Raw genomic sequence first — 26,491 nt, 5'->3', positions numbered from 1 at the left:
CTTGGACGGGGTGAGAACCGCGTCCAAGCCTCAAATGTGTAAACCATGTCCCCGGTTTACGATGTAAACGATGTCTCCGGTCGTACACCGCGAAGGCCTCACCTCGGTATCACAGGAAACAACTGGCCAATCCTGAGCGCCAACCACCGCCCGATTTCCCTGTCCTCCCTCATGCCGCTCTCCCCACCCGCGCCCAGTCCAGCCGGCGGGTCAGCACCATGAACACCCCCAGCAAACCGAAGCACAGCAGCGACCCCATCAGCAGCGCATAATCCTCGGCACTCAGCAGCCCGTAGAGCAGCGCATACAAGGCCGCCAGCCCCGCCGCAAACCCAACCCCTCGCCCCAGGCTGCGCAACACATGGCTCAGGTAGAAGCCAATCAGCAGCACACACGCCGAAGCCGACAGCCCATACGCCAAGCCAAAGCCGATGTGCTCGGACAACGACAGCAACAACAGGTAGAAGAACGCCAACGCCACGCCCACCAAAATGTACTGCACCGGGTGCACGCTCAGGTTCTTCAGCACTTCGAACAGGAAGAAACCGGCAAAGGTCAGCGCAATGAACAACAGCGCGTATTTGATCGCCCGTTCGCTTTTAAGGTACTGGTCCACCGGGTCGACAAAGCTCACGCCGAAGCTGCGTTCGCTGAAGTCGGCGCACTGCCCGGCCGTGGCGCACTGGCGCAGGGCGTCTTCAAGGTTGGTGGCAAAGAACGAAGTCTGCCAATGGGCGCTGAAGCCCTGGGCGTCGATGTCGCGACGGCTGGGCAAGTAGCTGCCCACAAAACTTGGGTGGGGCCAGTTGGCGCGCATGTCCACGCTGCTGGTGCGGCCCACCGGCACGATGTGCAACTGGCCGGTGCCCTGCAATGCCAGGTCGAAGCCGTAGCTGAATTCCCGCGCCTGCATGCCGTCCAGCCCCGGCAGGCTGGCATGCACCCCACCCCGCATCCAGTCGAGCTGGGTGCCTGCCTCGAATGGCACCTTTTGCTCATCCATGCTCAGTTCCAGGCCATTCTCGATGCCACGGATATCGCTGACGCCCACCACCAGGAACGGTTTGTCGAAACGGTAGTCGTCGAAGTCCTTGTCGATGCCCCAACGCTCCGGGAGCTTGAAACGGCCGCTGATACGCCCCTTGGCGTGGAACAGCCGGGCCTGGTAGATACCGCGGGCGCGCAGTTCGGTCTCTACGCCCAGGTCGGCGTCGAAGGTTTCCGGCAAAAAATACAGGTGACCGGCGATGGTGCTGGTTTCCTGGGTACGCTCGCCGTCCTTTTCGATCCAGCGGCGCTGGTACTTGCGGTAAGGCACCACCAACAGCGGGCCGCTGAGCTGCTGGTCGAAGCTGGCACTCTGGGCGATGTCGCGCAGTACGTCGTCACGCAGGGCCTGGCGTTCATCGATCAGGCCGTTGATCAGCAGCAGCGGGATGAGCAGCAGAAGCATCAGCACGGCGATCATGCCGAGTTTGTAACCGAGGGTCTTGTTCATGGGGCCTCCTGTGGCAGTGGGCGCAGTGTCTGCGCCTTGCGTGGAGGCTTCGGGGAGGCTCTGTGGAGTTTGTGTGAAATTCAAGGGCCTCATCGCAGCCCCGGCAATTTCAGCTGATACGCCGCACCGGCAGCCACAACCGCACCTGCACCCCGCCATCAACGTTGTTCACCGCCAGAGCCCCACCATGCAACTGCATCACCTCGGCCACAAAGTTCAGCCCAAGCCCGGTGCTCTTGCGCCCACTCCCCGGCCGCGGTAGCGAATAGAACCGTTCGCTGACCCGCCCGATGGCATACGCCGGTATCGCTTGCCCCTGGTTGAACAGGCTCAACGCCACCCGCTCGCCGTCGCGCTCCAGATCAAACAGCAGCGCACCACCCTCGGGGGTGAAATCCAGCGCGTTATCCAGCAGGTTGGCCAGCGCCTGGCGCATCAGGAACGGATCGCACAGCAGGCGTAACCCGGCGGGCACCCGCTGACGCACGTGCAGACTGGCACCTTCGATACGCGCAGCGTGAGTCAGCAGCAATTCGTCCACCAGAGCCGCCAGCGCCACCTGTTGCTCATCTTCCAACGCCTGCATCTGCTCAACCCGGGCCAGGTTCAGCAGGCGTTCGATCATTTGCTGCAAGCGCTCACTCTCACGCTCGATATTGCCCGCAAAACGCGCCCGCCCATCGGCTGGCATGTCGTCGGCCTGCAACAGCTCGGAAGCCCCACGTATAGCCGCCAGCGGGCTTTTCAGCTCGTGCGTCAGGGTATGCACGTAGCGCTCGACATAGGCCTTGCCCTCCAGCTGCGTGCGCATGCGTTCCACGGCATTGGCCAGGTTCGCCAGTTCACCTCCCTTGTAATGCGGCAACTCCGCACGCTCACCTTCGCTGACCGCCTGGGCATAAGCGGCCAATTTGCGCAGCGAGCGCGCCAGCCACCACGACAGCGCCGCCCCCACCAGCAAGCCCAGGCCGATCAACCCCAGCCCCAGGGTAAGCAAGCGCTGCTCGGAATGGTCGATGTACGGTTGTAGCGAGCTGTTGGGCTTGGCCACGGTGACCACGCCGATGATCTTGCCACTGTCGATGATCGGTGCCCCCACATGCATCACCGAAGTGCTTTCGTCGTTGGGATCGCTGCGGGTCGAGCGCGCACCGTACTGGCCACGCAGGGTCAGATACACGTCATTCCACTTCGAGTAGTCCTTGCCTTGGGCCTCGCCGCTGGAATCCAGCAGCACGATACCTTTGGCATCGGTCACGTAGATGCGGTGGCTGACCTGGTTCTTGGCCAGGCCCCAGATCTGCGCACCCGGGCTGCGCGAGCCGTAGGCCTTGAGCACTTCGGGCAGCCGGCTCTGGCTCAAGGTACCAGCCTTGACGTCAGCGCGCAGGATCTCGGCCAGCAGGTTGGCCGTATCTACCAGTGTTTCTTCGGAAGACTGGCGCACCACCGGGCGGATCTGTTCGCGCACGGTATTGAGCAAAAAGTACCCCGCCAACCCGACGAACAGGAAGTACACCAGGAAGATCCGGATACCCAGGCGCATCAGGCGTGGTCCGGGCTGTAGCTGTAGCCGAGGCCGCGGTGGGTCTGGATCGGCTCGGCATCGCTGGCCACCTGGCGCAGCTTGGCGCGCAGGCTCTTGATATGGCTGTCGATGGTGCGCTCGTAGCCAACGTCAGAGGCCACGCCCAGCGCGTCAAGCAGCTGCTCGCGGCTGAAGACCCGCTGCGGTTGTTCCAGCAGGCATTGCAACAGGCGGAATTCGTGGCGGGTCAGGGTGAGTGGCTGGCTGCGGTAGGTGATCTGCATGCGCAGGGTGTCGAGCTGAAACAGCACAGTTTCAGCGGCAGCCTCGGCCCTGGGCGCCATGCGCTTGAGGATCGCCCGCACCCGTGCGGCCACTTCACGCGGGCTGAACGGTTTGACCACGTAGTCATCGGCACCGATTTCCAGGCCTACCACCCGGTCGATCTCACCGTCGCGGGCGCTGAGGAACATCACCGGCACCTCGGTAAAGCGGCGCAATTGGCGGCAGGTTTCGAAGCCACTGATGTCGGGCAGGCCGATGTCGAGAATGATCAGGTCGGCCGGGCGCTGGCGCTGCTGGTCGAGGGCGGCGGTGCCCAGGGTCACCCATTCGGTGCTGTGGCCATCGGCTTGCAGGGCGTAGACCAGGGTGTCGGCGATGGCGGCTTCGTCTTCGACGATGAGGATGTGGGGCATGGCGTCCGGCCTTACTCGGGGCAAGAATGGACTTTTAACTTACCGGCCTCTTCGCGGGCAAGCCCGCTCCCACAGAATCGCCTCTAGCCTTGAGGGCAGCGCGGTCCCTGTGGGAGCGGGCGTGCCCGCGAAGAGGCCAGTACAGGCAACCTGAATCAGCAGTCAGGCTTGCCAGCCGTAAACTTCCTGGCCGGGTTCACTGCCGCCTTGAACTCGCGCAGCGCCTTGGAACCCACCAGCAGCGGGTAGTTGAAGCTGCTGCGGTCCACCAGGTTCACTTCCACGGTGCGCTTCACGTCACCCAGGCACAGCTCCAGGTCCACCACAGGGCGCTTGGAGATTTCCGGCGCGTCACCTTCCTCTTCCTCATCGGCACGGCCCTTGATCTTGCTGATGCGCGAGACCTTGTGCTCGTACACCTTGCCGTCCGAGTCCTTGGTGGCCAGGCGGAAGCGCACCCACTCGTCACCATCACGGGTGAACAGTTCGATGTCCTTGGCCGACAGCGACGCGGTAAAGGCACCGGTGTCCATCTTGGCTTTCAGGGTTTCGCCCAGCTCGGGCAGGGCGATGTTCTCGTACCGGCCGTAGATCGTGGGTTCGGCAGCCATAACCGGCAGCGCCAACAGCGACAACAGGGCAAACAGAGATTTCACTAGCAGGCTTCCTTGAGAAGGGTCAGTGCTTAGACTGCACTGGCAGGATAGGTTCGCTGTCACAAGCCTAACCAACATAATGTGAAACATTTGTCTGCGCCGCAGGGCATTGGACATTTGGCGTAGGCCACGGCGCTGCTTATCATTGCCAACCGTTTATGTCCCACAACAAGAGTTTCTTTATGCGTCGCCTGCTGACCGGCATTCTCACAACCACCCTGCTGCTGCTCAATACCGTAGTGTTGATCTGCCCGTTGCTGGTCTTCGCCCTGCTCAAGCTGGTGCTGCCGGGCCGTGGGCGTGATTACGCTTCCTGGGCGGTGATGTGGGTGGCCGAAACCTGGTCGGAAATCGACAAGGCCATCTTCGCACTGTGCATCCCTACCCAATGGGATGTTCGTGGCGTCGAGAACCTGCGCAAGGACACCTCGTACCTGGCGGTGAGCAACCACCAGACCTGGGTCGATATTCCTGCTTTGATCGAGAGCCTCAACCGCCGCACGCCGTTCTTCAAATTCTTCCTGAAGAAAGAGCTGATCTGGGTGCCACTGCTGGGGCTGGCCTGGTGGGGGCTGGACTACCCGTTCATGAAACGCTACAGCAAGGCGTTTCTGGAAAAGCACCCGGAGCTCAAGGGCAAGGACCTGGAAATCACCAAGGCCGCCTGCGAGTTGTTCAAGCGCCAGCCGGTGACCGTGGTCAACTACCTCGAAGGCACCCGCTTCACCGAGGCCAAGCGGCTGGAACAGCAGTCGCCCTATCGCTACCTGCTCAAACCCAAGGCTGGGGGTGTGGCGTTTGTGCTGGCGGCACTGGGTGAGCAACTGGATGCCTTGCTGGATGTGACCATCGTGTACCCCGGCAACAAGGCACCGGGGTTCTGGGATTTGCTGAACGGCAGTATTAGCCGGGTGATTATCGACATTCAGGTGCGCGAACTGGACCCGGTGTTGTGGGCGGGGGATTACGAGAATGACCCTGAGTTTCGTCAGACTGTGCAGGCTTGGGTGAACCAGCTGTGGGCGGAGAAGGACCAGCGGATCGAGCGGCTGCGGGGGGAGATGGGCTGAGCCCTTTACTGCCTGGGCTGGCCTCTTCGCGGGCTTGCCCGCTCCCACAGGAACCGCGCCACCTTCAGTACTTGTGATAACCCTGTGGGAGCGGGCGAGCCCGCGAAGAGGCCGGCACAGGTAGCCCAACAATCCAATTAAAACCCAGGCTAATAATCAGCATAAGTAATACTTCTTTGTCACACCCCACCTAAGTGGATAAAAATCGACCAAAGCACAACTACAAAAATGCCTGGATCGATCAATGGCCACCCAACCCAGCTCCGCCCCCGCCCAGCTTCGCCGTGTCCTCGGCCTGCCCGCCCTGGTGTTCTTCGGCCTGGTCTACATGGTCCCCCTGACCATTTTCACCACCTACGGCATCGTCACCGAACTCACCGGTGGCCGCACTGCCGGCGCCTACATGGTCACGCTGGTGGCCATGCTGTTCACCGCCGCATCCTACAGCTTCATGGTCAAGCGCTACCCGGTCGCGGGCTCGGCGTACTCCTACACCAACATGGCCTTCGGCCCGAACGTCGGTTTCCTCGCTGGCTGGTCGCTGCTGCTCGACTACCTGTTCCTGCCGATGATCAACTACCTGCTGATCGGCCTGTTCCTCAACATCGCCTTCCCGGCCGTGCCGGCCTGGGCCTTTGTGCTCGCCTGCATCGCCCTGGTAACCGTGCTTAACGTGGTCGGCATCAACTCGGTGGCCAAGACCAGCAACCTGATCGTGGGCGCGCAAATCGTGTTCATCGGCGTGTTTGTCGCGCTGTCCTGCCAGACCTTGGCAGGCCAGCCGCTCGACCTGCTGTCGCCGCTGCTGGGTGATGGCTCCCAGCCTGGCTTCGGCCCGATCATGGCTGGCGCAGCGGTACTGTGCCTGTCGTTCCTCGGCTTCGACGCGGTCTCGACCCTGGCCGAAGAATGCCGCGACGCACGCCGTGATGTTCCACGGGCGATCATTCTCACCACCCTGTTCGCCGGTTTGCTGTTCACCCTGCTGGCCTACGTCAGCCAGCTGGTGCTGCCAGGCAGCAGCTTCGCCAATGCCGATGCAGCGGCCAACGAAGTGATGTTCAAGGCGGGCGGGCAGTTCCTCACCAACTTCTTCACCGCCGCATATGTGGCAGGCAGCCTGGGTTCGGCGCTGGCCTCGCAGGCAGCGGTGTCGCGCATCCTGTTCACCATGGGCCGTGACAACGTGCTGCCGCGCCGCAGCTTCGGTTACCTGTCGCCGCGCTTTGGTACGCCGGTGTTCGCTATCTTGCTGGTGTCGGCGTTTTCGCTGCTGGCGTTGGTGATCGACCTGACTACCCTCGCCTCGCTGATCAGCTTTGGCGCGCTGGTGGCGTTCTCGGCGGTGAACCTGGCGGTGGTCAAGACCCACCTGATGGACGACGCCTCGCAGCGTAGCCTCAAAGGGCTGCTGAGCTATGGCCTGGTGCCACTGGTGGGGTTGGGGCTGACCTTGTGGCTGTGGACCAGCCTGTCGGCGCTGACGCTGGTGATTGGCCTGTGCTGGTTCGCACTGGGCCTTGCATACCTCGCGGTATTGACTGCCGGCTTCCGCCGCCCCGTGCGCCTGGTGGACTTCACCGAAGCAGGCTGAATCCCGCCGCGAGTACTCTCATTTCTGCTAGTTGTGCACGGCCTCGAAATAGCAAAGACTCACGTAGCACTGACCTTTGCGAGGCCCTGCCATTGAAAATTCACGCCCCGACCTACACCCCCTATGGGTACATCCACAGTCAAGCTCGGCCAGACGCCATGCTTGGCTTCAATGGCGAACGGTACGATCCCTTCACGGATAGCTATCTATTAGGGCAAGGTTACCGCAGCTACAACCCCACTTTGATGCGCTTCTATAAGCCCGATGATCACAGCCCCTTTGGGCAAGGCGGCTACAACGCTTATGCGTACTGCAACAGTGACCCGCTTAATTATCGGGATGATACAGGGCATACCAGAACATTTGCCCAATTGAAAGCTTATTGGGGAGCAAAAAGTCAGCCAACCCAACCTACGCCGCCCCCACTGAAACCAGTGCCTAAAAAGAAAGTCACATTCAGCAATCAGATAGATAGAGTTGTCTATACGAGTGAACATGATGCTATAAAGAGTAGGCTGATTGAACAAAAACAGTCGTTAGAGCTTTATACCCAGCGATTCTCTAAACGCGTAGAGCGGAAATTGCAAGACTTTGAACTTCTAATGGAGCCGTCGACATCTGAGTTTGCAAAAAGCCGGGGCTTCAGTGACAAACGGTATCAGAAAGAAGTGGAAAAGCTCGCCACATGGCTTGACGAAGCTCATGAACGGCTGGAACAACTCAATGCTACGCTCAGGAGCTTTCATGATTAATAAGGCAATCAGAGATTGATCGGCTACCCGGCTATATCAAAAAACCTTCCATTTCAGCAGTCACACTGAAGGTACCCGCATAGGCGCCGGAGTGGTCCATAGGCTCCCCAGATTCTGCAACAACGACCCGGCGATGCCCTGCTGCCCCAGGTACTGCAGGATCAGCGGCGCAAACTGCCCGATCATCCCGGTGTCCATCCCCAGCGCCTTGAACGCAGTGTCCAGGTCGCTGCGGTTTTCCACGTTGTTGCCCAGCGCATTGCTCAGCGCTGACTGGCTTTCGCTGTTCTTGCCCAGCATCTCCCCCAACCCGCTCAACCCACCCAGCGCATTGGCCCCGGCCAGCAGGTCCAGCCCCGGCACGGCTTTGGTCAGCTGACCATAGTCATCGCTGCTCAGGTTATTGCGCGCCAACCCCAACATCGCCCCCGCCCCGCCCACGGCCTGTTCGGGGGTGATCTTCAATTCGCTGCCCAAGGTATTGAGCAGGTTGGCCTGCCCTTCGGGTGCCTGTACCTGGCCTTGCTGCTGGTTCTGCATTGCCGACACGGCGTTGGCGGCGTCGCTGAGGTTGAAGGCGAACACCGGGCTTGCGGCCAGGGTCATCAGGGTTGCAAGGGTGATTGCTTTCATCGGGGGGGACCTCGTGGGCCGGGATGGCCAGGGAAACGGGTCTTTTGACTCATAGGTAAGGCATTTGTTCCAAACCTTCTTTAAAGGGCCAGCCGCTGCCGGTGGCGACCTGACATTTTTACCAGTAGCCGCTTAGACACGATAGAGAGAGACTTGAGTTTCCAACGTGGCAGAGTCAGATCGGTCGATTGGGGACAACACCAATGAGCTTATATACACCTTACGGATACTTAGCAAAATCAACGCAAGCGGTACGTACGCTCGCTTTCAATGGTGAGCACCTGGAAGAGATGACGCAGAGTTATTTGCTCGGGAACGGATATCGGTCATATCAACCTATGCTGATGAAGTTCTGTCAGCCTGATAGCCTGAGCCCCTTCGGGAAAGGTGGGATAAATTGCTACGCGTATGCAGGAAATGATCCTGTCAATTACTCCGACCCCAGCGGGCATTATCGGTTTTTCGAGCGGGGAAGATCCTATAGCGGCCGGGCAAAAGTAGTAGGCGGCGGCTTTGTCTACATGGCCAAACACCCAACTAAAAAGGGCAAACTTGCCATCACTGCGGTTAATCATGGAAGCACAGACGGGCTATCAAACGAAAACAAAACGCTATCAGCTGAGCGGTGGCTTCGCGAAATTAAAAACAACGGCTTTAACCCTGAAACGTATGACATTCACTTAATCGCATGCCACTCTGCAGACCCTTCGCAACGGGGCAAATCTTTCATACAAGAGCTCTCAAATATGACCAATCGCAAAGCTTATGGTTATTCGGGTACGGTCTCCTCATCAGACACGTTCAGAACTATGCCGGGAGGCACCACACAAATCACAAACCGCGTCAGATTAAAATTACCGTCCTACAGGAAAGACAAGAAGGACTTCAACTATGAGTTCCGGACTGCTACCCCCGAAACCATACGTGACCCAAGGATTTGATAGTACGGCTCATTTGCATCAGCGAGTAAAGCACGGTGGAGGGCGTTCCAGATTTTCCCCTCTTCGTGACCAGGGCTGCCAACCGAGCTGGGCGGCAAAGCCGCCCCGCATAGCTGCCCGTTACAACCTGGATCGATCAATGCCTCTTGTTCCGGGCCACCTCGATGTCATCCATGATCGCCTTGGCAAATGCACTTAAGTAATCCGCAGCCCCCAGCAGCTTGTGGTCATCCTCCATATCCCCCTCGCGCACGAGGTGCTTGATATAGCCCAGCAACACCGAAACATGCTCATAGGCATGCTCGAAGGGCACGCCGGGCATCACCCGGAAGATATGGCAGGGGCCTTCGCCCGTCTCGCAGAACGTTTCGGCGCCAACGGTTACGTTCATAGGGTTTTGGTCAACCATCGAATCACTCCCTTATGTGTTCACAGACGAACCAGCGCGTGCTCGACCAGCGCATGGGCGGTATCGGCGCAGTGGCCGGCGTTAGCCAGCATTTGCGTGCCATTCTCACCGGCGTTGGCGCGGCAGTACTCGTCGATGGCTTGCGAAATGCCAAGCAGCATGTCGCTGGCGACGGCCAAAGCATCGGGAAGGGTAAGGTCGGGATGGATGGAGGAATAGAGCGTATTGAACAGCTTCACACGGGGTGGATCGGGGACTATTTTTTTCATTGCAGTACCTTGTGAGGTTGAACTGCCCCGTCCGTTTCCACACGTAAGGGTGGCAGTTGTACGCGGGGTGGAAAACCAGGTCACAAGGCAAACCCGGTAGGCCTTACGGCCTCCCGCGTACAACCGCCATGAGGCGACCTTATGATATGCCCGGGTTTCCACACCCGGTCGCTGAAACATTCAGCGACCAGTTGAGCCTAAATGGCCAAGGTTCCAGGGGCAATCAGAAGGGAGCCGACAGAGTGCGTAGGATATTTCTCTAGAAAAGGGATGACTAGCAGGTTTAAGTCAGACCATTCTGAAATCGACGTAAGAAACCTGGTATACAAGGGCACATCACCGACAGCAAAACCTGGCCCATTGGTGGGCGAACCCGCTCCCGCAGGTTTGGTGTTAGCTTTTGAAACTGTTATTTCTTCCAGTATCGAAATCCCGGCGATTGATCAAAATGGTCGAACCTCCCATGACAGGTCGAACCAGACATGAGCACACCTCAGAGCGAAAGCCATCGTGAAAGGCACAACTATTCGGCCTACGGCTACAAACCGAAATTGCCATCAGAGCAGACGCTGCTCGGTTTCAACGGCGAATACTTGGAACCTGTGACTGCCAGCTACCATCTCGGCCGCGGCTATCGAGCATATAGCCCTGTATTGATGAGGTTCTGCTCATCGGACAGCTGGAGCCCATTCGGTAAAGGCGGCCTTAATCCCTATTGCTACTGCGAAGGAGACCCTGTTAACAATATTGACCCAAGCGGGCATTTCGTCATAAGCCTTTTGAAAAAAATGGCAAATCGATTGACCAGCTATATTTTCCCCGGATTCAACCCGCCTTTTGAAAATACAAATCAACTTCGTGTAAAAAATCGATCTGAGATACTTAAATCACCTGAGACAGACATTCCAAAAAAGCAGTCCTCTTCAAACGGATTTATGTCAACCTCTACAATCACTAGAACATACGACAAACCCAAACCCCATGAAAAGAAATCCCTCGAATTTCTTATAGCCACCCGCGGCGCAACCAATAAGCCAAGCAGACAGCCAATACCAAAATATTCCTTCCTGCATGACACTATTGGTGAAATGAGAAGATATTAATATTAGTCCGAGTCATCGACTTGAAGGTAAACGACGGCTCCGCCTTATACTGTCGGAAAGCCGCCCCCAGGTGACAGCCACAAAAAAGCCCCTCGAAATGAGGGGCTCTTTGTTACATCAGAAGATCAAGCCGCGCCCCACATCTTGTGCGGGTCGATCACAAACTTCTTCGGCACCCCGGCATCAAACTCGCCATACCCTTCCGGCGCCTGGTCCAGGTTGATCACCTGCACGCCAACCACCTCGGCAATGTTGATGCGGTCCCACATGATCGCCTGCATCAGCTGGCGGTTGTACTTCATGGTCGGGGTCTGGCCGGTATGGAAGCTGTGCGACTTGGCCCAGCCCAGGCCAAAGCGGATGCTCAGCGCACCGATCTTGGCGGCGGCATCTACCGCACCCGGGTCTTCGGTCACGTACAGGCCCGGGATACCGATGCTGCCGGCCACACGGGTCACTTGCATCAGCGAGTTCAGCACGGTGGCCGGGGCTTCATGCTTGGCACCTTCGTGGCCGTGGCCACGAGCCTCGAAGCCAACGGCGTCGACGGCGCAGTCCACTTCCGGCTCGCCGAGGATGTCGACGATCTGCTCGTGCAGCGGGGTGTCCTTGGACAGGTCGACCACTTCGAAGCCTTGCGACTTGGCGTGGGCCAGGCGGGCCGGGTTGAGGTCGCCAACGATCACGCAGGCAGCGCCCAGCAGGCGGGCAGAGGCAGCGGCAGCCAGGCCGACCGGGCCAGCGCCCGCAACGTAGACGGTGCTGCCTGGGCCTACGCCAGCAGTCACGGCACCGTGGTAACCGGTTGGCAGGATGTCGGACAGGCAGGTCAGGTCACGGATCTTCTCCATGGCCTTGTCGCGCTCTGGCAGTTTCAGCAGGTTGAAGTCGGCGTAAGGCACCAGCACATACTCGGCCTGACCGCCGGTCCAGTCGCCCATGTCGACGTAGCCGTAGGCACCGCCGGCGCGGGCCGGGTTGACGGTGAGGCACACGCCGGTGTGCATCTCTTTGCAGGAGCGGCAACGGCCGCAGGCCACGTTGAACGGTACCGACACTAGGTCGCCGATCTGCATGCGCTCGACGTCGCTGCCCTTTTCGACAATTTCACCAGTGATTTCGTGGCCCAGGACCAGGCCGACCTGGGCAGTGGTGCGGCCGCGGACCATGTGCTGGTCGGAGCCGCAGATGTTGGTGGAGACCACCTTGAGGATAACGCCGTGCTCGATCTTCTTGCCGCGCGGGTCCTGCATTTTCGGGTAGTCGATTTTCTGTACTTCGACCTTGCCAGCGCCGAGATACACCACTCCACGATTGCCAGACATGCTCTTACCTCGCTTGATTTTTATTTATGCAGCGGTGGTTGAACGCGCCGCCATCCGTGGGCGGCTTGTGTTACTGGAATGCAGGAGATTGTGGGCCTGATGGGGCGAGGTGCGCTGACTGGAAACGACAGAGGGATGCCTTATAGCGGCAGAGGTGTCGTTGGGGGTATGGAAGGGGAAACAGAGGCGGTGGCCTGTACCGGCCTCTTCGCGGGCTTGCCCGCTCCCACAGGTTCAGCGCAACGCTCAAGGCTGGCGCATTACCTGTGGGAGCGGGCAAGCCCGCGAAGAGGCCGGTACGGGTATTAGAGAACTACAGTCCGGTTGGCGTTGAGGAACACCCGCCGCTCAATGTGATAACCCACCGCCCGCGCCAGGGTCAGGCATTCGATGTCGCGCCCTTTGGCAATGAGGTCTTCCGGGTAATGGCTGTGGTCCACCACCTCCACACCCTGGGCAATGATCGGCCCTTCATCCAGGTCGTTGTTGATGTAGTGCGCCGTGGCACCGACCATCTTCACGCCCTTGTTGTATGCCTGGTGATAAGGCTTGGCGCCCTTGAACCCCGGCAGCAACGAGTGGTGAATGTTGATCGCCCAGCCATCCAGGCGGCGGCACAGCTCTGGCGACAGCACCTGCATGTAGCGCGCAAGAATCACCAACTCGGCACCGGTTTCCTCGATCACCTGCAGCACCTTGCGCTCTTGCCCTGGTTTGTCGTTGGGGTCGAGCGCAAAGTGGTAGTAGGGAATCTTGTGCCAATGTGCCAGTGGTTCGAGGTCCGGGTGGTTGGATACCACCGCCACCACGTCCATCGCCAGTTGGCCGATGCGCTGGCGATACAGCAAATCGTTAAGGCAGTGGTCGGCTTTGGACACCATGATCACCACTTTCGGGCGGTGATTCGGTGCGGTCAGCTCGAACGCCATGCCGAACGCATCGCTGCGCTCGGCAAGGCCGGCACGGAAGCCGGCTTCGTCGAAGCCGTCCGGCTGGCGGAACTCCACGCGAATGAAGAAGCGCCCCGACTGCCGGTCATCGAAGGAGTGGTGCTCCGTCACGTAGCAGCGCTGCTCGAAGAGGTAACGCGTCACCACGTCGACGGTGCCGAGCATGCTCGGGCAGTCGGCGGTGAGAATCCAGGTATCCGGTGCCCGACTCATGTTGTTGCTCCTTAGGCTTCGATGCTCAGGCCGTATTCGGCAGAAGCGTCCTGCAGCCACAGCCACCAGTAATCGGCAAAGCTGCGGCGAATCACCAGCTCCCAGGTGTCTTCGGCGGTGCGGCGGATCACCAGTTGCGACTTGGCGAACACAGTGCCCACAGCCTTGCCGACCGGGAAGTTGTTCGGGTGAACATCATAGCTGGTGGATTTCATCAGCACTTCGCGCACGTTCGGGCCGCGCAGTTCCAGCAGGCTTTGCCCGCCGCTGACGTTGACCACCTGGATGTGCTGGCCGTCGAGGGCCGCACGCAGCTTTTGCTCAGTTTCCAGTTCCTGGCCGCCAGGCACGATCAGCAGCCACTCGTCGGGGCCTACCCATTGCAGCGAGGTGTCACCGTTGGCGACCACGGTCAGGGCTACCGGCAGCTCCAGGCCCAGGGCCTTGTGCACGCCAGCGGCGAATTCCGGGTTGTGGCCATCGCCACGCAGGGTCAGGTGGCCGAGGAACTTCTTCTCACGCAGGGTTACGCCTGCGTTCTTGCGGCCTTTGCCAACCAGGCTGGCCAGGTCGGCGTGGTGCAGTGGCGACTGGGCCTTGGCCTCGGCGCCGGGGTTTTGCTGGTAAACGTTGATAGCGCTCATTTCTTACCTGCCTTGAATTCTGTTGTCGACCACGATGCCCGCCGGAAACGCTGGACCTGTGGGAGCGGGCATGCCCGCGAATGCGATGGTTGACTCACCGCCCTCTTCGCGGGCACGCCCGCTCCCACAGAGACCTCATTCCAACCAGGCACCGTTGGTGCCGTGGCCTTAGACGTTCTGCCGCTCACCCTTCGGATCGAAGAACACCGAAGACACGATTTCCGCCTCGATCACACTGCCGTCAGCCTGTGGCGAGTACACACGCTCGCCCATGCGCTTCAGGCCGCCTTTGACCACACCCATGGCGAACGAATAGCCCAGGGAGTTGGACGCGTAGCTGGAAGTCACGTGGCCAACCATGTCCATCGGAATCGGCTGCTTGGGGTCGAAGACCAGCTGGGCGCCTTCCGGCAGCCACTTGGTCGGGTCGACCGGCTTCAGGCCCACCAGCTGCTTGCGGTTTTCGCGCACGCAGTCTTCGCGGTTCATGCCACGCAGGCCGATCCACGAGTACGGCTTGTTGCGGCCCACACACCAGCTCATGTTCAGGTCGTCCGGGTTCATCGAGCCATCGGTATCCTGGCCAACGATGATGAAGCCCTTCTCGGCACGCAGTACGTGCATGGTTTCGGTGCCGTACGGGGTCAGGTTGTACTTCTTGCCTGCCTCGATGATCTGTTCCAGCACGCCCATGGCGTAGTTGGCCTGCACGTTGACTTCGTACGACAGCTCACCGGTGAACGAGATACGGAACACGCGGGCCGGCACGCCGCCAACGTTGCCTTCCTTCCAGGTCATGAACGGGAAGGCTTCCTTGTCCATGTCGATGTCGGTCAGCTCGCTCAGCAGCTTGCGGCTGTTGGGGCCGGACAGGGTCATGGTGGCCCAGTGGTCGGTTACCGAGGTGAAGTACACCTTCAGCTCCGGCCATTCGGTTTGCAGGTACAGCTCCATCCACTGCAACACGCGAGCGGCGCCGCCGGTGGTGGTGGTCATGATGAAGTGGTTGTCGCCAACGCAGGCGGTTACGCCGTCGTCGAAGACCATGCCGTCTTCCTTGCACATCAGGCCGTAGCGGGCCTTGCCCACGTCGAGCTTGGTCCAGGCGTTGGTGTAGATGCGGTTGAGGAACTCACGGGCGTCCGGGCCCTGGATGTCGATCTTGCCCAGGGTGGAAGCGTCCAGCAGGCCCACGCTGTCGCGCACGGCCTTGCATTCACGGGCCACGGCGGCATGGATGTCTTCACCGGCTTTCGGGAAGTACCAAGGGCGCTTCCACTGGCCGACGTCTTCGAACTCGGCGCCGTTCTTCACGTGCCAGGCATGCAGGGCAGTGAAGCGCACAGGTTCGAACAGGTGACCACAGTGGCGGCCCGCTACTGCACCGAAGGTAACCGGCGTGTAGTTGGGGCGGAACATGGTGGTGCCCATTTCCGGGATGGTGATGCCGATCGAACGGGCAGCGATGGCCAGGCCGTTGATGTTACCCAGTTTGCCCTGGTCGGTACCGAAGCCCAGCGCGGTGTAGCGTTTTACGTGCTCGACCGACTCGAAGCCTTCGCGGGTGGCCAGCTCGATACCGGCAGCGGTCACGTCGTTCTGTTGGTCGACGAATTGCTTCGGCCCCTTGGTGCCTTTGTCGTGCGGCACCAGGAACAGCGCCACGGTGGCCTCTTCCTTGCGTGCAACGGTTTTTGGCAGGGTGCCAACGGTCGCCTTGAAGCCCGCCTCGGTGGCTGCGCGCACGCCGCCTTCGAAGCCATCGGCAATCACGTCGCCAAGGGCGTAAACGCCGTTGATACCACCCACGCATTCGCGTTTTTGCGGCGCATCGCCTGGCACGAAGCCGAGGATGTCGTCACGCCATACCGGGCGACCGCCCAGGTGCGAAGCCAGGTGAACGATCGGGCTGTAGCCACCGGAGCTGGCGATCAGGTCGCAGTCAAGGGTTTCGCCTGGGCTGGTGACTTTGTGCGCCTGCACATCGATGGCGGCCACACGGGCGCCGGTGACATGCTTGCTGCCTTTGGCCTCGACCACGGCGCTGGAAGTCAGGATGCGAATGCCTTTGGCACGCGCCTCTTCAACCAGCGAGCCACGCGGGTTGTGGCGGGCATCGGCAATGGCGACCACTTGCAGGCCGGCGTCGTGCCAGTCCAGCGCGGCGCGGTAGGCGTGGTCGTTGTTGGTCGACAGCACCAGCTTGCGGCCAGGGGCCACGCCGTAGCGGCGTACGTAAGTGGACACAGCACCGGCCAGCATGTTGCCCGGCACGTCGTTGTTGCCGTACACCAGCGGGCGCTCGTGGGCGCCGGCAGCCAGTACCACGCGCTTGGCGCGTACACGGTGCACACGGTGGCGAACCTGGCCGATCGGGGCGCGGTCGCCGAGGTGGTCGGTGAGGCGCTCGTGAATGGTCAGGAAGTTATGGTCGTGGTAGCCGTTGACCGTGGCGCGTGGCAGCAGGGTGACTTCCGGCAGGCCTTCCAGCTCTTTGACCACAGCGTTGACCCAGTCGGCGGCAGGCTTGCCGTCGAGGGTTTCGCGGGTGTCGAGCAGGCTGCCGCCGAACTCTTCCTGCTCGTCAGCCAGGATCACGCGGGCACCGCTGCGCGCAGCGGCCAGGGCAGCAGCCAGGCCAGCAGGGCCGGCGCCGACGATCAGCACGTCGCAGTGCTGGTTCATGTAGTCGTAGCTGTCCGGGTCGTTCTGCAGCGGCGCACGGCCCAGGCCGGCTGCCTTGCGGATGTACTTCTCGTAAGTCATCCAGAACGATTTCGGGTACATGAAGGTTTTGTAGTAGAAGCCCGGCGGCATCATGCTGCCGCCCACCTTGCCAAGGATGCCCATGACGTCGTTGTTGACGTTCGGCCAGCCGTTGGTGCTGGTGGCTACAAGCCCTGCGTACAGCGCCTGCTGGGTGGCACGCACGTTGGGGATCTGGGTGGCTTCGCTGGAGCCGATCTGCAGGATGGCGTTCGGCTCTTCGGTACCCGAGGCGATGATGCCGCGAGGGCGCGAATACTTGAAGCTGCGGCCAACGATGTCGACGCCGTTGGCCAGCAACGCAGCGGCCAGGCTGTCACCGGCATAACCCTGATAGGTCTTGCCGTTGAAGCTGAAGTTCAGGACCTTGCTGCGGTCGATACGGCCGCCGCTGGCGAGGCGATAGGTCTGGCTCATACTTTTTCCCCTTGGCCTTTGACGGCGGACGGTGCGCTGCTTGGCTTGCCGCCTTCGGTCACTTGCGGCTTCTCGCCAATCTTGTAGGTTTCCAGAATTTCGTAGGTCACGGTGTTACGGGTGACGTTGAAGTACTGGCGGCAGCCGGCAACGTGGTCCCACAGTTCATGGTGAATCCCGCGTGGGTTGTCACGGTAGAACATGTAGGTACCCCACTCCTCGTCGGAGCAGGCTGCAGGGTCCAGCGGGCGGGCGATGTGCGCCTGGCCAGAGGCGTGGAACTCTTCTTCGGAGCGCAGCTCGCCACAATGGGGACAGAAAATGTGCAACATGACGGTGGCTCCGGTTAGTGGGCGACGGCGGCAGCGCCGTGTTCGTCGATCAGTGCGCCGTTGTAGAAACGGTCCATGGAGAACGGCGCGGCCAGTGGGTGCATTTCGCCCTTGGCCAGGCTCGCGGCAAAGACGTTGCCCGAACCCGGGGTAGCCTTGAAGCCGCCCGTGCCCCAACCGCAGTTGAAGAACATGTTCTTGACCGGGGTCTTGGTGATGATCGGGCAGGCGTCTGGCGAGGTGTCGACGATGCCGCCCCACTGGCGGTTCATGCGAACGCGCGACAGGTTGGGGAACATTTCGACGATGGCCTGCAGGGTGTGCTCGATCACCGGGTACGAACCGCGCTGGCCGTAGCCGACCCAGCCGTCGATACCGGCACCGATCACCAGGTCGCCCTTGTCGGACTGGCTGATGTAGCCGTGCACGGCGTTGGACATGATCACGCTGTCGATGATCGGCTTGATCGGCTCGGATACCAGCGCTTGCAGCGGATGCGATTCCAGCGGCAGGCGGAAGCCGGCCAGCTTGGCCATGTGCCCGGAGTTACCGGCGGTGACCACGCCGACGCGTTTGGCGCCGATGAAGCCCTTGTTGGTTTCCACACCGATGACCGCGCCGTTTTCCTTGCGGAAGCCAATCACTTCGGTTTGCTGGATCAGGTCCACGCCCAGGGCGTCGGCGGCACGGGCGAAGCCCCATGCCACGGCGTCGTGACGGGCCACGCCACCACGGCGCTGCACGGTGGCACCCAGGATCGGGTAGCGGGTGTTCTTGGAGCAGTCCAGGTACGGGATTTCCGCGGCGACCTGGGCGGTGTTCAGCAGCTCGCCATCCACGCCGTTCAGGCGGTTGGCGCTGACACGGCGCTCGGAGTCACGCATGTCTTGCAGGGTGTGGCACAGGTTGTACACGCCGCGCTGGGAGAACATCACGTTGTAGTTCAGGTCCTGGGACAGGCCTTCCCACAGCTTCATGGCGTGCTCGTACAGGTGCGCCGACTCGTCCCACAGGTAGTTGGAACGCACGATGGTGGTGTTACGGGCGGTGTTGCCGCCGCCCAGGTAACCTTTTTCGATCACGGCAACGTTGGTAATGCCGTGCTCTTTGGCCAGGTAGTAGGCCGTGGCCAGGCCATGGCCGCCACCGCCGACGATAACCACGTCGTAAACCTTTTTAGGGGTTGGCGTGCGCCACATGCGCTGCCAGTTTTCGTGGTGGCTGAGGGAGTGCTTGAAAAGGCCGAAGCCCGAGTAGCGTTGCATGGTCGTTTACTCCACTCAGCGGTAAACAGGGAAATCAGCGCACAGGGCCGCGACGTTCTTCGCCACATCGGCTTCGACGTCTGCGTCACCGAGGTTGTCGAGGATGTCGCAGATCCAGCCGGCCAGGGCCACGCATTGGGCAACCTTGAAGCCACGGGTGGTGACGGCCGGGGTGCCGATGCGCAGGCCCGAGGTGACGAACGGCGACTGTGGGTCGTTCGGCACGGCGTTCTTGTTGACGGTGATGTGCGCGCGGCCCAGGGCTGCGTCGGCATCTTTACCGGTAAGGCCCTGGCGAATCAGGCTGACCAGGAACAGGTGGTTGTCGGTGCCACCGGACACCACGTCATAACCGCGGTCGATGAACACCTGGGCCATGGCTTGGGCGTTTTCGATCACTTGTTGCTGGTAGGCCTTGAAGCCTGGCTCCAGTGCTTCCTTGAAGCACACGGCCTTGGCGGCGATCACGTGCATCAGCGGGCCGCCCTGGGCGCCCGGGAATACGGCGGCGTTCAGCTTTTTCTCGATCTCTTCGTTCGACTTGGCCAGGATCAGGCCGCCACGTGGGCCGCGCAGGGTCTTGTGGGTGGTGGTGGTCACCACGTCGGCAAACGGGATCGGGTTCGGGTACAGGCCAGCGGCAACCAGGCCGGCAACGTGGGCCATGTCGACGAACAGCAGCGCACCGACCTTGTCGGCAATGGCGCGGAAGCGTGGGAAGTCGAGGGTCTTGGAGTAAGCCGAGAAGCCGGCCACGATCATTTTCGGCTTGTGCTCGACGGCCAGGCGCTCGACTTCGTCGTAGTCGATCAGGCCAGTGTCGGTATTGATCCCGTACTGCACAGCGTTGTAGAGCTTGCCCGAAGACGACACCTTGGCGCCGTGGGTCAGGTGGCCGCCGTGGGCCAGGCTCATGCCGAGGATGGTGTCACCGGCTTGCAGCAGGGCCAGGTAAACAGCACCGTTGGCCGACGAACCGGAGTGCGGCTGGACGTTGGCATAGTCGGCACCGAACAGCTGCTTGGCACGCTCGATGGCCAGGGCTTCTACCTTGTCCACGTGCTCGCAGCCACCGTAGTAGCGCTTGCCTGGGTAGCCTTCGGCGTATTTGTTGGTCAGGCCGCTGCCTTGGGCCTGCATCACGCGCTTGCTGGTGTAGTTCTCCGAGGCGATCAGTTCGATGTGATCTTCCTGGCGCTGTTCTTCGGCATTCATCGCCGCCAGCAGTGCGTCGTCGTAACCCTGGATCTGGTCTTGCTTGCTGAACATCGTGTATCTCCCGGCAGCGATCGTTTTTTGTCGTGGGGCACTGTGGCCCTTTGTGGCGATGTTATGACTGGTCGGGGCGGGTCAGATGCCTGCGCACGCCTTGCAATGGCGCGTTTACGACATTCGTTTTTTTGCTGTGGCTGCCGGCCTCTTCGCGGGCATGCCCGCTCCCACAGTGATTGGCGTGTGCAGGACCATTGTGGGAGCGGGCGCGCCCGCGAAGAGGCCAGCCCAGGCAACCCAGAATCGAGCCTATGCACAGCTTGTATAGGCAACCCCCGAATCGATGGTTTAGAGTGCTGTTCTGCGTCGTTCACAGGACCGTGTCATGACAGATAAGAGCCAACAATTCGCCAGCGACAACTATTCCGGTATCTGCCCAGAAGCCTGGGCGGCGATGGAAAAGGCCAACCACGGCCACGACCGCGCCTACGGCGACGATCAGTGGACCGAGCGCGCTTCGGAATACTTCCGCAACCTGTTCGAAACCGACTGCGAGGTGTTTTTCGCCTTCAACGGCACCGCCGCCAACTCCCTGGCCCTGGCCTCGTTGTGCCAGAGCTACCACAGCGTCATCTGCTCCGAAACCGCTCACGTCGAAACCGACGAGTGCGGTGCACCGGAGTTCTTCTCCAACGGCTCCAAGCTGCTGACCGCGCCCAGCGTCAACGGCAAGCTGACGCCGCAATCGATCCGCGAAGTGGCGCTCAAGCGCCAGGACATCCACTACCCCAAGCCTCGCGTGGTCACCATTACCCAGGCCACCGAAGTGGGCACCGTGTACCGCCCCGACGAGCTCAAGGCGATCAGCGCCACCTGCAAGGAGCTGGGGCTTAACCTGCACATGGACGGCGCGCGCTTTACCAACGCCTGCGCGTTCCTGGGCTGTAGCCCGGCCGAGCTGACCTGGAAGGCCGGCGTGGATGTGCTGTGCTTTGGCGGCACCAAGAACGGCATGGCGGTGGGTGAAGCGATCCTGTTCTTCAACCGCCAGTTGGCCGAAGACTTCGACTACCGCTGCAAGCAGGCCGGGCAACTGGCGTCGAAGATGCGCTTCTTGTCGGCGCCGTGGGTGGGCCTGCTGGAAGATGGCGCCTGGTTGCGCCATGGCAACCACGCCAACCACTGTGCGCAGTTGCTGGCCTCGCTGGTAAGTGACTTGCCGGGGGTGGAGCTGATGTTCCCGGTGGAGGCCAACGGGGTGTTCCTGCAAATGCCGGAGCACGCGATTGAAGCGCTGCGGGGCGTGGGGTGGCGGTTCTACACCTTTATTGGCAGTGGTGGGGCGCGGTTCATGTGCTCGTGGGATACCGAGGAAGAGCGGGTGCGTGAACTGGCTGCGGATATCCGCAGCATCATCACTGCCTGACAGGACGCATTCGCGGGCATGCCCGCTCCCACAGGATTACCGCCGCCTTCGAGAGCGGTGCAGTACCTGTGGGAGCGGGCAAGCCCGCGAAGAAAGCAACACAGATCTAAAGCTTGAACCCACCCATCTGCCGCGCCAGGTCATCCGCCAAGCCACGCAACGCCTGGCACTCCTCCCGGCACCCCTGCACCTCGGCCGCCGTCTCCCGCGCCAGGTCGGAAATCCCCTGCACCGTCCGATTAATTTCCTCGGTCACCGCCGACTGCTCTTCAGTCGCCGTAGCCACCTGATGGTTCATGTCGCTAATGTGCTCCACCTGATCAGTAATCGCACCCAGCGACGCCCCGGTGCGCTGGCTCGACTCCACCCCGGTGCCTGTTGCCTGTTGCCCCGCCTGCATCGAGTTCACCGCCGAACCCGCACCCTGCTTCAGGCGCTGGATCATCTGCTGCACTTCGTCCGTAGACAGCTGCGTGCGCCTGGCCAGTGTGCGCACTTCGTCCGCGACCACGGCAAAACCACGCCCCATTTCCCCTGCCCGTGCAGCCTCGATGGCAGCATTCAGCGCCAGCAGGTTGGTTTGTTCGGAAATACTACGGATAACCGCTAGAACTTCGTCGATCGAGGCAACTTCATCGGCCAACTGGCCCACCGCATCGGCGGCCTTGCCGATGTCGCCCGACATGCCCTCGATGCCCTGAATCGAACGCCGCACCACTTCACGCGCCTGCAAGGCCTCATCCCGTGCCGACTGCGAGGCCTGCGCCGCATCACCGGCATTGCGGGCAATGTCCTGCACGGTCAGGCCCATTTCGTGTACCGCCGTGGCAACCATTTCGGTCATTTCCTGTTGCCGCCCGGAACGCTCGGCCGTGTTGTCCACCACCTGAGTTACCTGCTCAACCGCCCGGTGCAGGCGTTCGGAAGTCTGCAATACCTCGCCGATCAGGCTGCGCTGGCTGTCGAGGAAGCGGTTGAAACCACGGGCCAGGTCACCCAGTTCGTCCTGGCGCGTGTCATCCAGACGGTGACTGAGATCGCCCCCGCCACTGCCGATCTGCACCAGCGCAGCTGTTACGCGGCGGATCGGCCGCACCAGGCCACGCGCCAGCAGCACCACCAGCAGCAGCGATACCAGGGCCACGGCACCGCCAATCACGCAGGTTACCCAGACCGCCTGATGCATCTGCGCGTAGATTTCCGACTCTGGCACCTCGGCCACCAAGGTCCAGTTGAGGTCACGCAGGGGCAAGCCAAGCGCAAGGTAGCTTTCGCCGTCACGGCTGAAACGGCTGCTGCGCAGGCCTTCGCCCGCCGCCATTACCGCCTTGGCTGCGTCCGCGCCAAGCTGTTCAGCGAGCTGGCGCTTACCACTGAAGGCTGCGTCCGGGTGCACCTGGATCAAGCCATCATTGCGTACCAGGAATACCTTGCCATGCTCGCCAAAGCTGAAATCGTGAATCAGCTTGGACAGCTCGGTCATGCGCAGGCCCATACCGGCCACGCCTACCAACTGGCCGTGCTTTTCCACGCGGTAGTCGATGAACAGCGCCAGCTCGCCGGTAGCACCATCGATGTCAATGTTGATGAACCGCTCGGCGCCGCTGTCGATGTAGCCGTAGAACCACTTGTCCTTGGGGTTGCTGCGGCTGAGGGTGCGGTCCAGGCCATTCTCGTTGTAGTAGTGGCCGGTTTCGGTCGAGACAAACAGGGTGGTGAAGGCGCGGTTACGCTGTTTGGCAGCGTCCAGGTATTCGATGAACTGGGCGGCCTGCGCGGGGTCTTCACCAGCGGCCAGCCAGTCGCGCAACAGGGTGTTGCCGGCAATGTCCGCAGCCGCCACCAGGGGCTGGCCGAGCATGCGTTCGATATCATTGCGGATGGCCTCGACACTGGCAGGCAGGGCTGTGTCGACCAAGTAGCGCTCGGTGAGGCGGTTGAGCGCCACGGTGAAGATGATGACCACCACAAGGATGCTAGCCAACAGGGCAGCGCCCATGCTGGTGATCAACTGCCACTGGATGCTTTTACGCCAGATACGCATGCCCCTACTCCCCGCACATTATTGTTTTGCGAGAAGTGTATACACTTGCGTATCCAGTTAATCCAGTGATCTAGAACAACAACGCGGATCCTGTGGGAGCGGGCATGCCCGCGAAGGACACAACGCGGTGGCTGGCACCGGCTGCGCCGGTGTTCGCGGGCACGCCCGCTCCCACAGGGATCTCGGTCAGGCCTTCATTGCTCTGCGATGGTCCGAACGATCGCATCCACGGTAGCGTCGATCTGCGCCTGGGTACGCGCCAGGGTCTGCTGGTGTTCTTTCTGCAATTCAACCTGCTTGGAGCACAGGTTAAGGGCAGCCAGTACCAGCAATTTGTCACCGATCAGGGTCGGGTACTGACGCTTGGTCTCGTTCAGGGCAGTGTTGAGCATCCGCACTGCCTGGGCCAGGGTTTCTTCCTGGCCTTCGGGCGCCTTGATCGAATAATCGTTGCCGAGAATCGACACGACATTGACCGGCTGCTCATGCAATCTCATGCGCCAACAACGCCAGCGCTGGCGCGCTCGACCAGGGCCTGGATACGTGCGGCGGTAGCGCCGTTCTTCTCTTCCTGCTCCATCAGCGACAGCTGCAGGGTTTCGTTCTCTTCCTTGGCCTGGGCCAGTTGCGTGCCCAGGGCGGTGTTCTGCTCGGTGAGTTGAGCGTTTTTCTGCATCAGGTCGCTGACCAGTTGCTCGATTTGATTCAGGGAGGCTTCCAGCATGGGTCTATCTCAGGTTGTTGCGAGGGGCGCACACGATAAAGAAAAGTGCGGCCCATCGCCATTAAATATCGGATTCATAAGGTGTCTAGCCCGCAGATTGACAGGGTAACCACCCCCTTGTTCCGACCTGGATCAACCGCCGGTCAGGAAAAGGTTAGCTACCTCACATTTTTTGCCGGTCGCACTCAAGACTGGCCAGTCACGACCGATAGCCCGGCAAGTCATGTTTTGTCGCACTTTGCGCACTATTCTCCCTTGCCTGGACCCTCCCCTCCATGTCTCTACGCAACATGAATATCGCCCCGCGCGCGCTGCTCGGCTTCGCGCTTATCGGCCTGCTGATGCTAGGCCTTGGTATCTTCTCGCTGGTGCAGATGGGCAACATCCGCCAGGCCGGCGTTGTCATCGAGCAGGTCAGCGTGCCGAGTATCAAGATCCTCGATGAACTCACCGCGCTGAACCTGCGCATGCGCACCCTTTCCTATCGCCTGTTGCTCAACCGCGAACCGGAAACCCAGCGCGATACCCTGAACTTGCTGGACCAGCGCAACGCCCAGATCGACCGCGCCCGCCAGGCCTACCTGCCGATGATCGGCGCCGCCGACGAGCAGGCCGCCTTCGACCAGTACGGCCAGTTGCTCAACCAGTACCGCCAACTGGAATCGCGCATGCGCACCCTGAGCCAGGCCGACCGCACCGACGAACTGCGCGCCTTGCTCAACCGCGACCTGCTGGCCAACTCCGAGCAGGTCAACAAGGTGATGGACACGCTGGTGCGCATCAACACCGACCAGACCCGCGCCACCAACGAGAAGGCTGCCAGCCAGTATTCCACTGCCTTCGCTTTGGTCATCAGCCTGCTGATCGCCGCAACCGTGTTGACCTTTGCCTGCGCCTTCCTGCTGACCCGTAGCATCGTCAAACCGATCGAAGAAGCACTCAAGAGCGCCGAGCAGGTTGCCGATGGCGACCTCACCCACATCATCCGCGCCGAAGGCACCGACGAAGCCGCCCGCCTGCTGCGTGCCATGGCGCGCATGCAGGACAAGCTGCGCGACACCCTGCAACAAATTGCCGGCTCCGCTACCCAACTGGCCTCGGCGGCTGAAGAGTTGAATGCCGTCACCGACGAAAGTGCCCGTGGCCTGCAACAGCAGAACAACGAAATTGAACAGGCCGCCACGGCCGTTACTGAAATGACCAGCGCAGTGGAAGAGGTGGCGCGCAATGCCGTGAGCACGTCTGAAGCGTCCAGTGAAGCCAGCCGCTCCACCGGAGACGGTCGTGACCTGGTCATGGAAACCGTGGGCGCCATCGAACGCATGAGCGGTGATGTACAGGCCACTGCCAAACTGATTACCCACCTTGCCGAACAGTCGCGTGACATTGGCAAAGTACTCGATGTGATTCGTGGCTTGGCCGACCAGACCAACTTGCTGGCGCTGAATGCCGCCATCGAGGCCGCGCGTGCGGGTGAGGCGGGCCGAGGTTTTGCCGTGGTAGCGGATGAGGTGCGTGCGCTTGCACACCGTACCCAGCAGTCGACCAGCGAAATCGAGCGAATGATCGGCAGCATCCAGGGCGGCACCGAAGAGGCGGTGGAGTCCATGCGCACCAGTACCGAACGTGCAGAATCCACCCTGAACATTGCCCGTGGCGCGGGCATGGCGCTGGACACCATTGCCGGCGCGGTGGCGCAGATCAACGAGCGTAACCTGGTGATTGCGAGTGCGGCGGAAGAGCAGGCGCAGGTGGCGCGGGAAGTGGACCGTAACCTGGTGAACATCAATGATTTGTCGGTGCAGAGTGCTACCGGGGCACATCAGACCAGTGCGGCGAGTGCCGAGCTGTCGCGGTTGGCTGTTGATTTGAATGGGTTGGTGGCACGCTTCCGTACCTGATTTCAGATAGCTGGGGCCGCTTTGCGGCCCATCGCCGGCAAGCCAGCTTGTATGGTTAGACTTGAAGGGAGGAGGAGGGACAAAGCCAGCTTCTGACTGTTAGCGCAGTACAGACCGTGGG

24 protein-coding genes are annotated in these 26,491 nt (G+C 61.0%); 7 read left to right on the top strand and 17 right to left on the bottom strand.

Annotated features, from left to right (window positions below; genetic code table 11):
• Window positions 1-169: 169 nt before the first annotated feature.
• From creD to ACFY9W_RS27700, 4 genes are all read right to left on the bottom strand, one after another.
• A complete protein-coding gene (gene creD, locus ACFY9W_RS27715) occupies window positions 170-1,498 on the bottom strand; it encodes a cell envelope integrity protein CreD (RefSeq protein ID WP_391137623.1) in 1,329 nt (442 codons plus the stop codon).
• Window positions 1,499-1,607: 109 nt separating this feature from the next.
• Window positions 1,608-3,044, bottom strand: coding sequence for a two-component system sensor histidine kinase CreC (creC, locus tag ACFY9W_RS27710; protein WP_391137621.1), 1,437 nt, complete (start codon window positions 3,042-3,044; stop codon window positions 1,608-1,610).
• Window positions 3,044-3,724 (bottom strand): two-component system response regulator CreB, encoded by a 681-nt coding sequence (gene creB, locus ACFY9W_RS27705; protein WP_391137619.1) that lies wholly within the window; start codon window positions 3,722-3,724, stop codon window positions 3,044-3,046. Before creB ends, creC begins: the two co-directional genes overlap by 1 nt.
• Before the next feature lie 155 nt (window positions 3,725-3,879).
• On the bottom strand, window positions 3,880-4,380 hold the full coding sequence (locus ACFY9W_RS27700; RefSeq protein WP_391137616.1) for a RimK/LysX family protein: 501 nt from the start codon (window positions 4,378-4,380) through the stop codon (window positions 3,880-3,882).
• A gap of 182 nt (window positions 4,381-4,562) precedes the next feature.
• Between ACFY9W_RS27700 and ACFY9W_RS27695 the strand changes: the two genes are divergently transcribed.
• From ACFY9W_RS27695 to ACFY9W_RS27685, 3 genes are all read left to right on the top strand, one after another.
• The gene (locus tag ACFY9W_RS27695) at window positions 4,563-5,450 is read left to right on the top strand and encodes an acetyltransferase (protein WP_391137613.1); all 888 of its coding nucleotides are present in this window, start codon (window positions 4,563-4,565) and stop codon (window positions 5,448-5,450) included.
• Window positions 5,451-5,694: 244 nt separating this feature from the next.
• Window positions 5,695-7,044 (top strand): amino acid permease, encoded by a 1,350-nt coding sequence (locus ACFY9W_RS27690; protein WP_391137610.1) that lies wholly within the window; start codon window positions 5,695-5,697, stop codon window positions 7,042-7,044.
• Window positions 7,045-7,136: 92 nt separating this feature from the next.
• Window positions 7,137-7,796 carry an RHS repeat-associated core domain-containing protein gene (locus ACFY9W_RS27685; RefSeq protein WP_391137607.1) on the top strand — a complete coding sequence of 220 codons (660 nt, stop codon included), beginning with the start codon at window positions 7,137-7,139 and terminating at the stop codon, window positions 7,794-7,796.
• Between the two features lie 60 nt (window positions 7,797-7,856).
• Here the strand turns inward: ACFY9W_RS27685 and ACFY9W_RS27680 are convergent, their stop codons facing one another.
• On the bottom strand, window positions 7,857-8,429 hold the full coding sequence (locus ACFY9W_RS27680; protein ID WP_391137604.1) for a DUF2780 domain-containing protein: 573 nt from the start codon (window positions 8,427-8,429) through the stop codon (window positions 7,857-7,859).
• Between the two features lie 203 nt (window positions 8,430-8,632).
• Between ACFY9W_RS27680 and ACFY9W_RS27675 the strand changes: the two genes are divergently transcribed.
• Entirely contained in the window at window positions 8,633-9,370 is a 738-nt protein-coding gene (locus ACFY9W_RS27675) for an RHS repeat-associated core domain-containing protein (protein ID WP_391137601.1), read from the top strand.
• Between the two features lie 136 nt (window positions 9,371-9,506).
• Here the strand turns inward: ACFY9W_RS27675 and ACFY9W_RS27670 are convergent, their stop codons facing one another.
• The gene (locus ACFY9W_RS27670) at window positions 9,507-9,779 is read right to left on the bottom strand and encodes a DUF3077 domain-containing protein (protein WP_391137598.1); all 273 of its coding nucleotides are present in this window, start codon (window positions 9,777-9,779) and stop codon (window positions 9,507-9,509) included.
• Between the two features lie 20 nt (window positions 9,780-9,799).
• Entirely contained in the window at window positions 9,800-10,048 is a 249-nt protein-coding gene (locus tag ACFY9W_RS27665; RefSeq protein WP_391137595.1) for a hypothetical protein, read from the bottom strand.
• A gap of 482 nt (window positions 10,049-10,530) precedes the next feature.
• Between ACFY9W_RS27665 and ACFY9W_RS27660 the strand changes: the two genes are divergently transcribed.
• Entirely contained in the window at window positions 10,531-11,151 is a 621-nt protein-coding gene (locus ACFY9W_RS27660) for an RHS repeat-associated core domain-containing protein (RefSeq protein WP_391137592.1), read from the top strand.
• A gap of 125 nt (window positions 11,152-11,276) precedes the next feature.
• On the opposite strand, the gene fdhA is transcribed toward ACFY9W_RS27660, so the two are convergent.
• The 7 genes from fdhA to ACFY9W_RS27625 form a co-directional block, all read right to left on the bottom strand.
• Window positions 11,277-12,476 (bottom strand): formaldehyde dehydrogenase, glutathione-independent, encoded by a 1,200-nt coding sequence (gene fdhA, locus ACFY9W_RS27655; protein ID WP_012270123.1) that lies wholly within the window; start codon window positions 12,474-12,476, stop codon window positions 11,277-11,279.
• Between the two features lie 305 nt (window positions 12,477-12,781).
• Window positions 12,782-13,639, bottom strand: a complete 858-nt coding sequence (gene purU, locus ACFY9W_RS27650; RefSeq protein ID WP_391137589.1) for a formyltetrahydrofolate deformylase — start codon at window positions 13,637-13,639, stop codon at window positions 12,782-12,784.
• A gap of 11 nt (window positions 13,640-13,650) precedes the next feature.
• Window positions 13,651-14,283 (bottom strand): sarcosine oxidase subunit gamma family protein, encoded by a 633-nt coding sequence (locus tag ACFY9W_RS27645; RefSeq protein ID WP_391137586.1) that lies wholly within the window; start codon window positions 14,281-14,283, stop codon window positions 13,651-13,653.
• A 168-nt stretch (window positions 14,284-14,451) separates the two neighbouring features.
• Window positions 14,452-17,466: a sarcosine oxidase subunit alpha family protein gene (locus tag ACFY9W_RS27640; protein ID WP_391137583.1), complete on the bottom strand. Its 3,015-nt coding sequence runs from the start codon at window positions 17,464-17,466 to the stop codon at window positions 14,452-14,454.
• The gene (locus tag ACFY9W_RS27635) at window positions 17,463-17,798 is read right to left on the bottom strand and encodes a sarcosine oxidase subunit delta (RefSeq protein ID WP_346645733.1); all 336 of its coding nucleotides are present in this window, start codon (window positions 17,796-17,798) and stop codon (window positions 17,463-17,465) included. Before ACFY9W_RS27635 ends, ACFY9W_RS27640 begins: the two co-directional genes overlap by 4 nt.
• Before the next feature lie 14 nt (window positions 17,799-17,812).
• Window positions 17,813-19,063, bottom strand: coding sequence for a sarcosine oxidase subunit beta family protein (locus tag ACFY9W_RS27630; protein WP_003255680.1), 1,251 nt, complete (start codon window positions 19,061-19,063; stop codon window positions 17,813-17,815).
• Between the two features lie 15 nt (window positions 19,064-19,078).
• Window positions 19,079-20,332, bottom strand: a complete 1,254-nt coding sequence (locus tag ACFY9W_RS27625) for a serine hydroxymethyltransferase (RefSeq protein WP_016484535.1) — start codon at window positions 20,330-20,332, stop codon at window positions 19,079-19,081.
• A gap of 328 nt (window positions 20,333-20,660) precedes the next feature.
• Between ACFY9W_RS27625 and ACFY9W_RS27620 the strand changes: the two genes are divergently transcribed.
• On the top strand, window positions 20,661-21,701 hold the full coding sequence (locus tag ACFY9W_RS27620) for a beta-eliminating lyase-related protein (protein ID WP_391137578.1): 1,041 nt from the start codon (window positions 20,661-20,663) through the stop codon (window positions 21,699-21,701).
• A 106-nt stretch (window positions 21,702-21,807) separates the two neighbouring features.
• Here the strand turns inward: ACFY9W_RS27620 and mcpH are convergent, their stop codons facing one another.
• From mcpH to ACFY9W_RS27605, 3 genes are all read right to left on the bottom strand, one after another.
• Window positions 21,808-23,745 (bottom strand): methyl-accepting chemotaxis protein McpH, encoded by a 1,938-nt coding sequence (mcpH, locus tag ACFY9W_RS27615; protein WP_391137575.1) that lies wholly within the window; start codon window positions 23,743-23,745, stop codon window positions 21,808-21,810.
• 194 nt (window positions 23,746-23,939) lie between these two features.
• Window positions 23,940-24,242, bottom strand: coding sequence for a cell division protein ZapA (locus ACFY9W_RS27610; RefSeq protein WP_391137572.1), 303 nt, complete (start codon window positions 24,240-24,242; stop codon window positions 23,940-23,942).
• Entirely contained in the window at window positions 24,239-24,469 is a 231-nt protein-coding gene (locus tag ACFY9W_RS27605; protein ID WP_391137569.1) for a hypothetical protein, read from the bottom strand. Before ACFY9W_RS27605 ends, ACFY9W_RS27610 begins: the two co-directional genes overlap by 4 nt.
• Window positions 24,470-24,744: 275 nt before the next feature.
• Between ACFY9W_RS27605 and ACFY9W_RS27600 the strand changes: the two genes are divergently transcribed.
• Window positions 24,745-26,370 carry a methyl-accepting chemotaxis protein gene (locus ACFY9W_RS27600; protein ID WP_391137566.1) on the top strand — a complete coding sequence of 542 codons (1,626 nt, stop codon included), beginning with the start codon at window positions 24,745-24,747 and terminating at the stop codon, window positions 26,368-26,370.
• The last annotated feature ends 121 nt before the right edge of the window (window positions 26,371-26,491 follow it).

Origin of the sequence: Pseudomonas sp. NPDC008258 (assembly GCF_042956345.1) — a bacterium.
Lineage (GTDB): Bacteria > Pseudomonadota > Gammaproteobacteria > Pseudomonadales > Pseudomonadaceae > Aquipseudomonas.
This window is presented reverse-complemented; position numbering and strand designations above follow the sequence as displayed.

Coding starts and splice junctions, on each gene's coding strand:
- ACFY9W_RS27695 (WP_391137613.1), top strand. CDS start 4,563: ATGCGTCGCCTGCTGACCGGCATTCTCACAACCACCCTGCTGCTGCTC.
- ACFY9W_RS27680 (WP_391137604.1), bottom strand. CDS start 8,429: ATGAAAGCAATCACCCTTGCAACCCTGATGACCCTGGCCGCAAGCCCG.
- fdhA (WP_012270123.1), bottom strand. CDS start 12,476: ATGTCTGGCAATCGTGGAGTGGTGTATCTCGGCGCTGGCAAGGTCGAA.
- creB (WP_391137619.1), bottom strand. CDS start 3,724: ATGCCCCACATCCTCATCGTCGAAGACGAAGCCGCCATCGCCGACACC.
- creD (WP_391137623.1), bottom strand. CDS start 1,498: ATGAACAAGACCCTCGGTTACAAACTCGGCATGATCGCCGTGCTGATG.
- ACFY9W_RS27630 (WP_003255680.1), bottom strand. CDS start 19,063: ATGCAACGCTACTCGGGCTTCGGCCTTTTCAAGCACTCCCTCAGCCAC.
- mcpH (WP_391137575.1), bottom strand. CDS start 23,745: ATGCGTATCTGGCGTAAAAGCATCCAGTGGCAGTTGATCACCAGCATG.
- ACFY9W_RS27670 (WP_391137598.1), bottom strand. CDS start 9,779: ATGGTTGACCAAAACCCTATGAACGTAACCGTTGGCGCCGAAACGTTC.
- creC (WP_391137621.1), bottom strand. CDS start 3,044: ATGCGCCTGGGTATCCGGATCTTCCTGGTGTACTTCCTGTTCGTCGGG.
- ACFY9W_RS27635 (WP_346645733.1), bottom strand. CDS start 17,798: ATGTTGCACATTTTCTGTCCCCATTGTGGCGAGCTGCGCTCCGAAGAA.
- ACFY9W_RS27605 (WP_391137569.1), bottom strand. CDS start 24,469: ATGCTGGAAGCCTCCCTGAATCAAATCGAGCAACTGGTCAGCGACCTG.
- ACFY9W_RS27665 (WP_391137595.1), bottom strand. CDS start 10,048: ATGAAAAAAATAGTCCCCGATCCACCCCGTGTGAAGCTGTTCAATACG.
- ACFY9W_RS27690 (WP_391137610.1), top strand. CDS start 5,695: ATGGCCACCCAACCCAGCTCCGCCCCCGCCCAGCTTCGCCGTGTCCTC.
- purU (WP_391137589.1), bottom strand. CDS start 13,639: ATGAGTCGGGCACCGGATACCTGGATTCTCACCGCCGACTGCCCGAGC.
- ACFY9W_RS27600 (WP_391137566.1), top strand. CDS start 24,745: ATGTCTCTACGCAACATGAATATCGCCCCGCGCGCGCTGCTCGGCTTC.
- ACFY9W_RS27640 (WP_391137583.1), bottom strand. CDS start 17,466: ATGAGCCAGACCTATCGCCTCGCCAGCGGCGGCCGTATCGACCGCAGC.
- ACFY9W_RS27645 (WP_391137586.1), bottom strand. CDS start 14,283: ATGAGCGCTATCAACGTTTACCAGCAAAACCCCGGCGCCGAGGCCAAG.
- ACFY9W_RS27610 (WP_391137572.1), bottom strand. CDS start 24,242: ATGAGATTGCATGAGCAGCCGGTCAATGTCGTGTCGATTCTCGGCAAC.
- ACFY9W_RS27620 (WP_391137578.1), top strand. CDS start 20,661: ATGACAGATAAGAGCCAACAATTCGCCAGCGACAACTATTCCGGTATC.
- ACFY9W_RS27660 (WP_391137592.1), top strand. CDS start 10,531: ATGAGCACACCTCAGAGCGAAAGCCATCGTGAAAGGCACAACTATTCG.
- ACFY9W_RS27675 (WP_391137601.1), top strand. CDS start 8,633: ATGAGCTTATATACACCTTACGGATACTTAGCAAAATCAACGCAAGCG.
- ACFY9W_RS27625 (WP_016484535.1), bottom strand. CDS start 20,332: ATGTTCAGCAAGCAAGACCAGATCCAGGGTTACGACGACGCACTGCTG.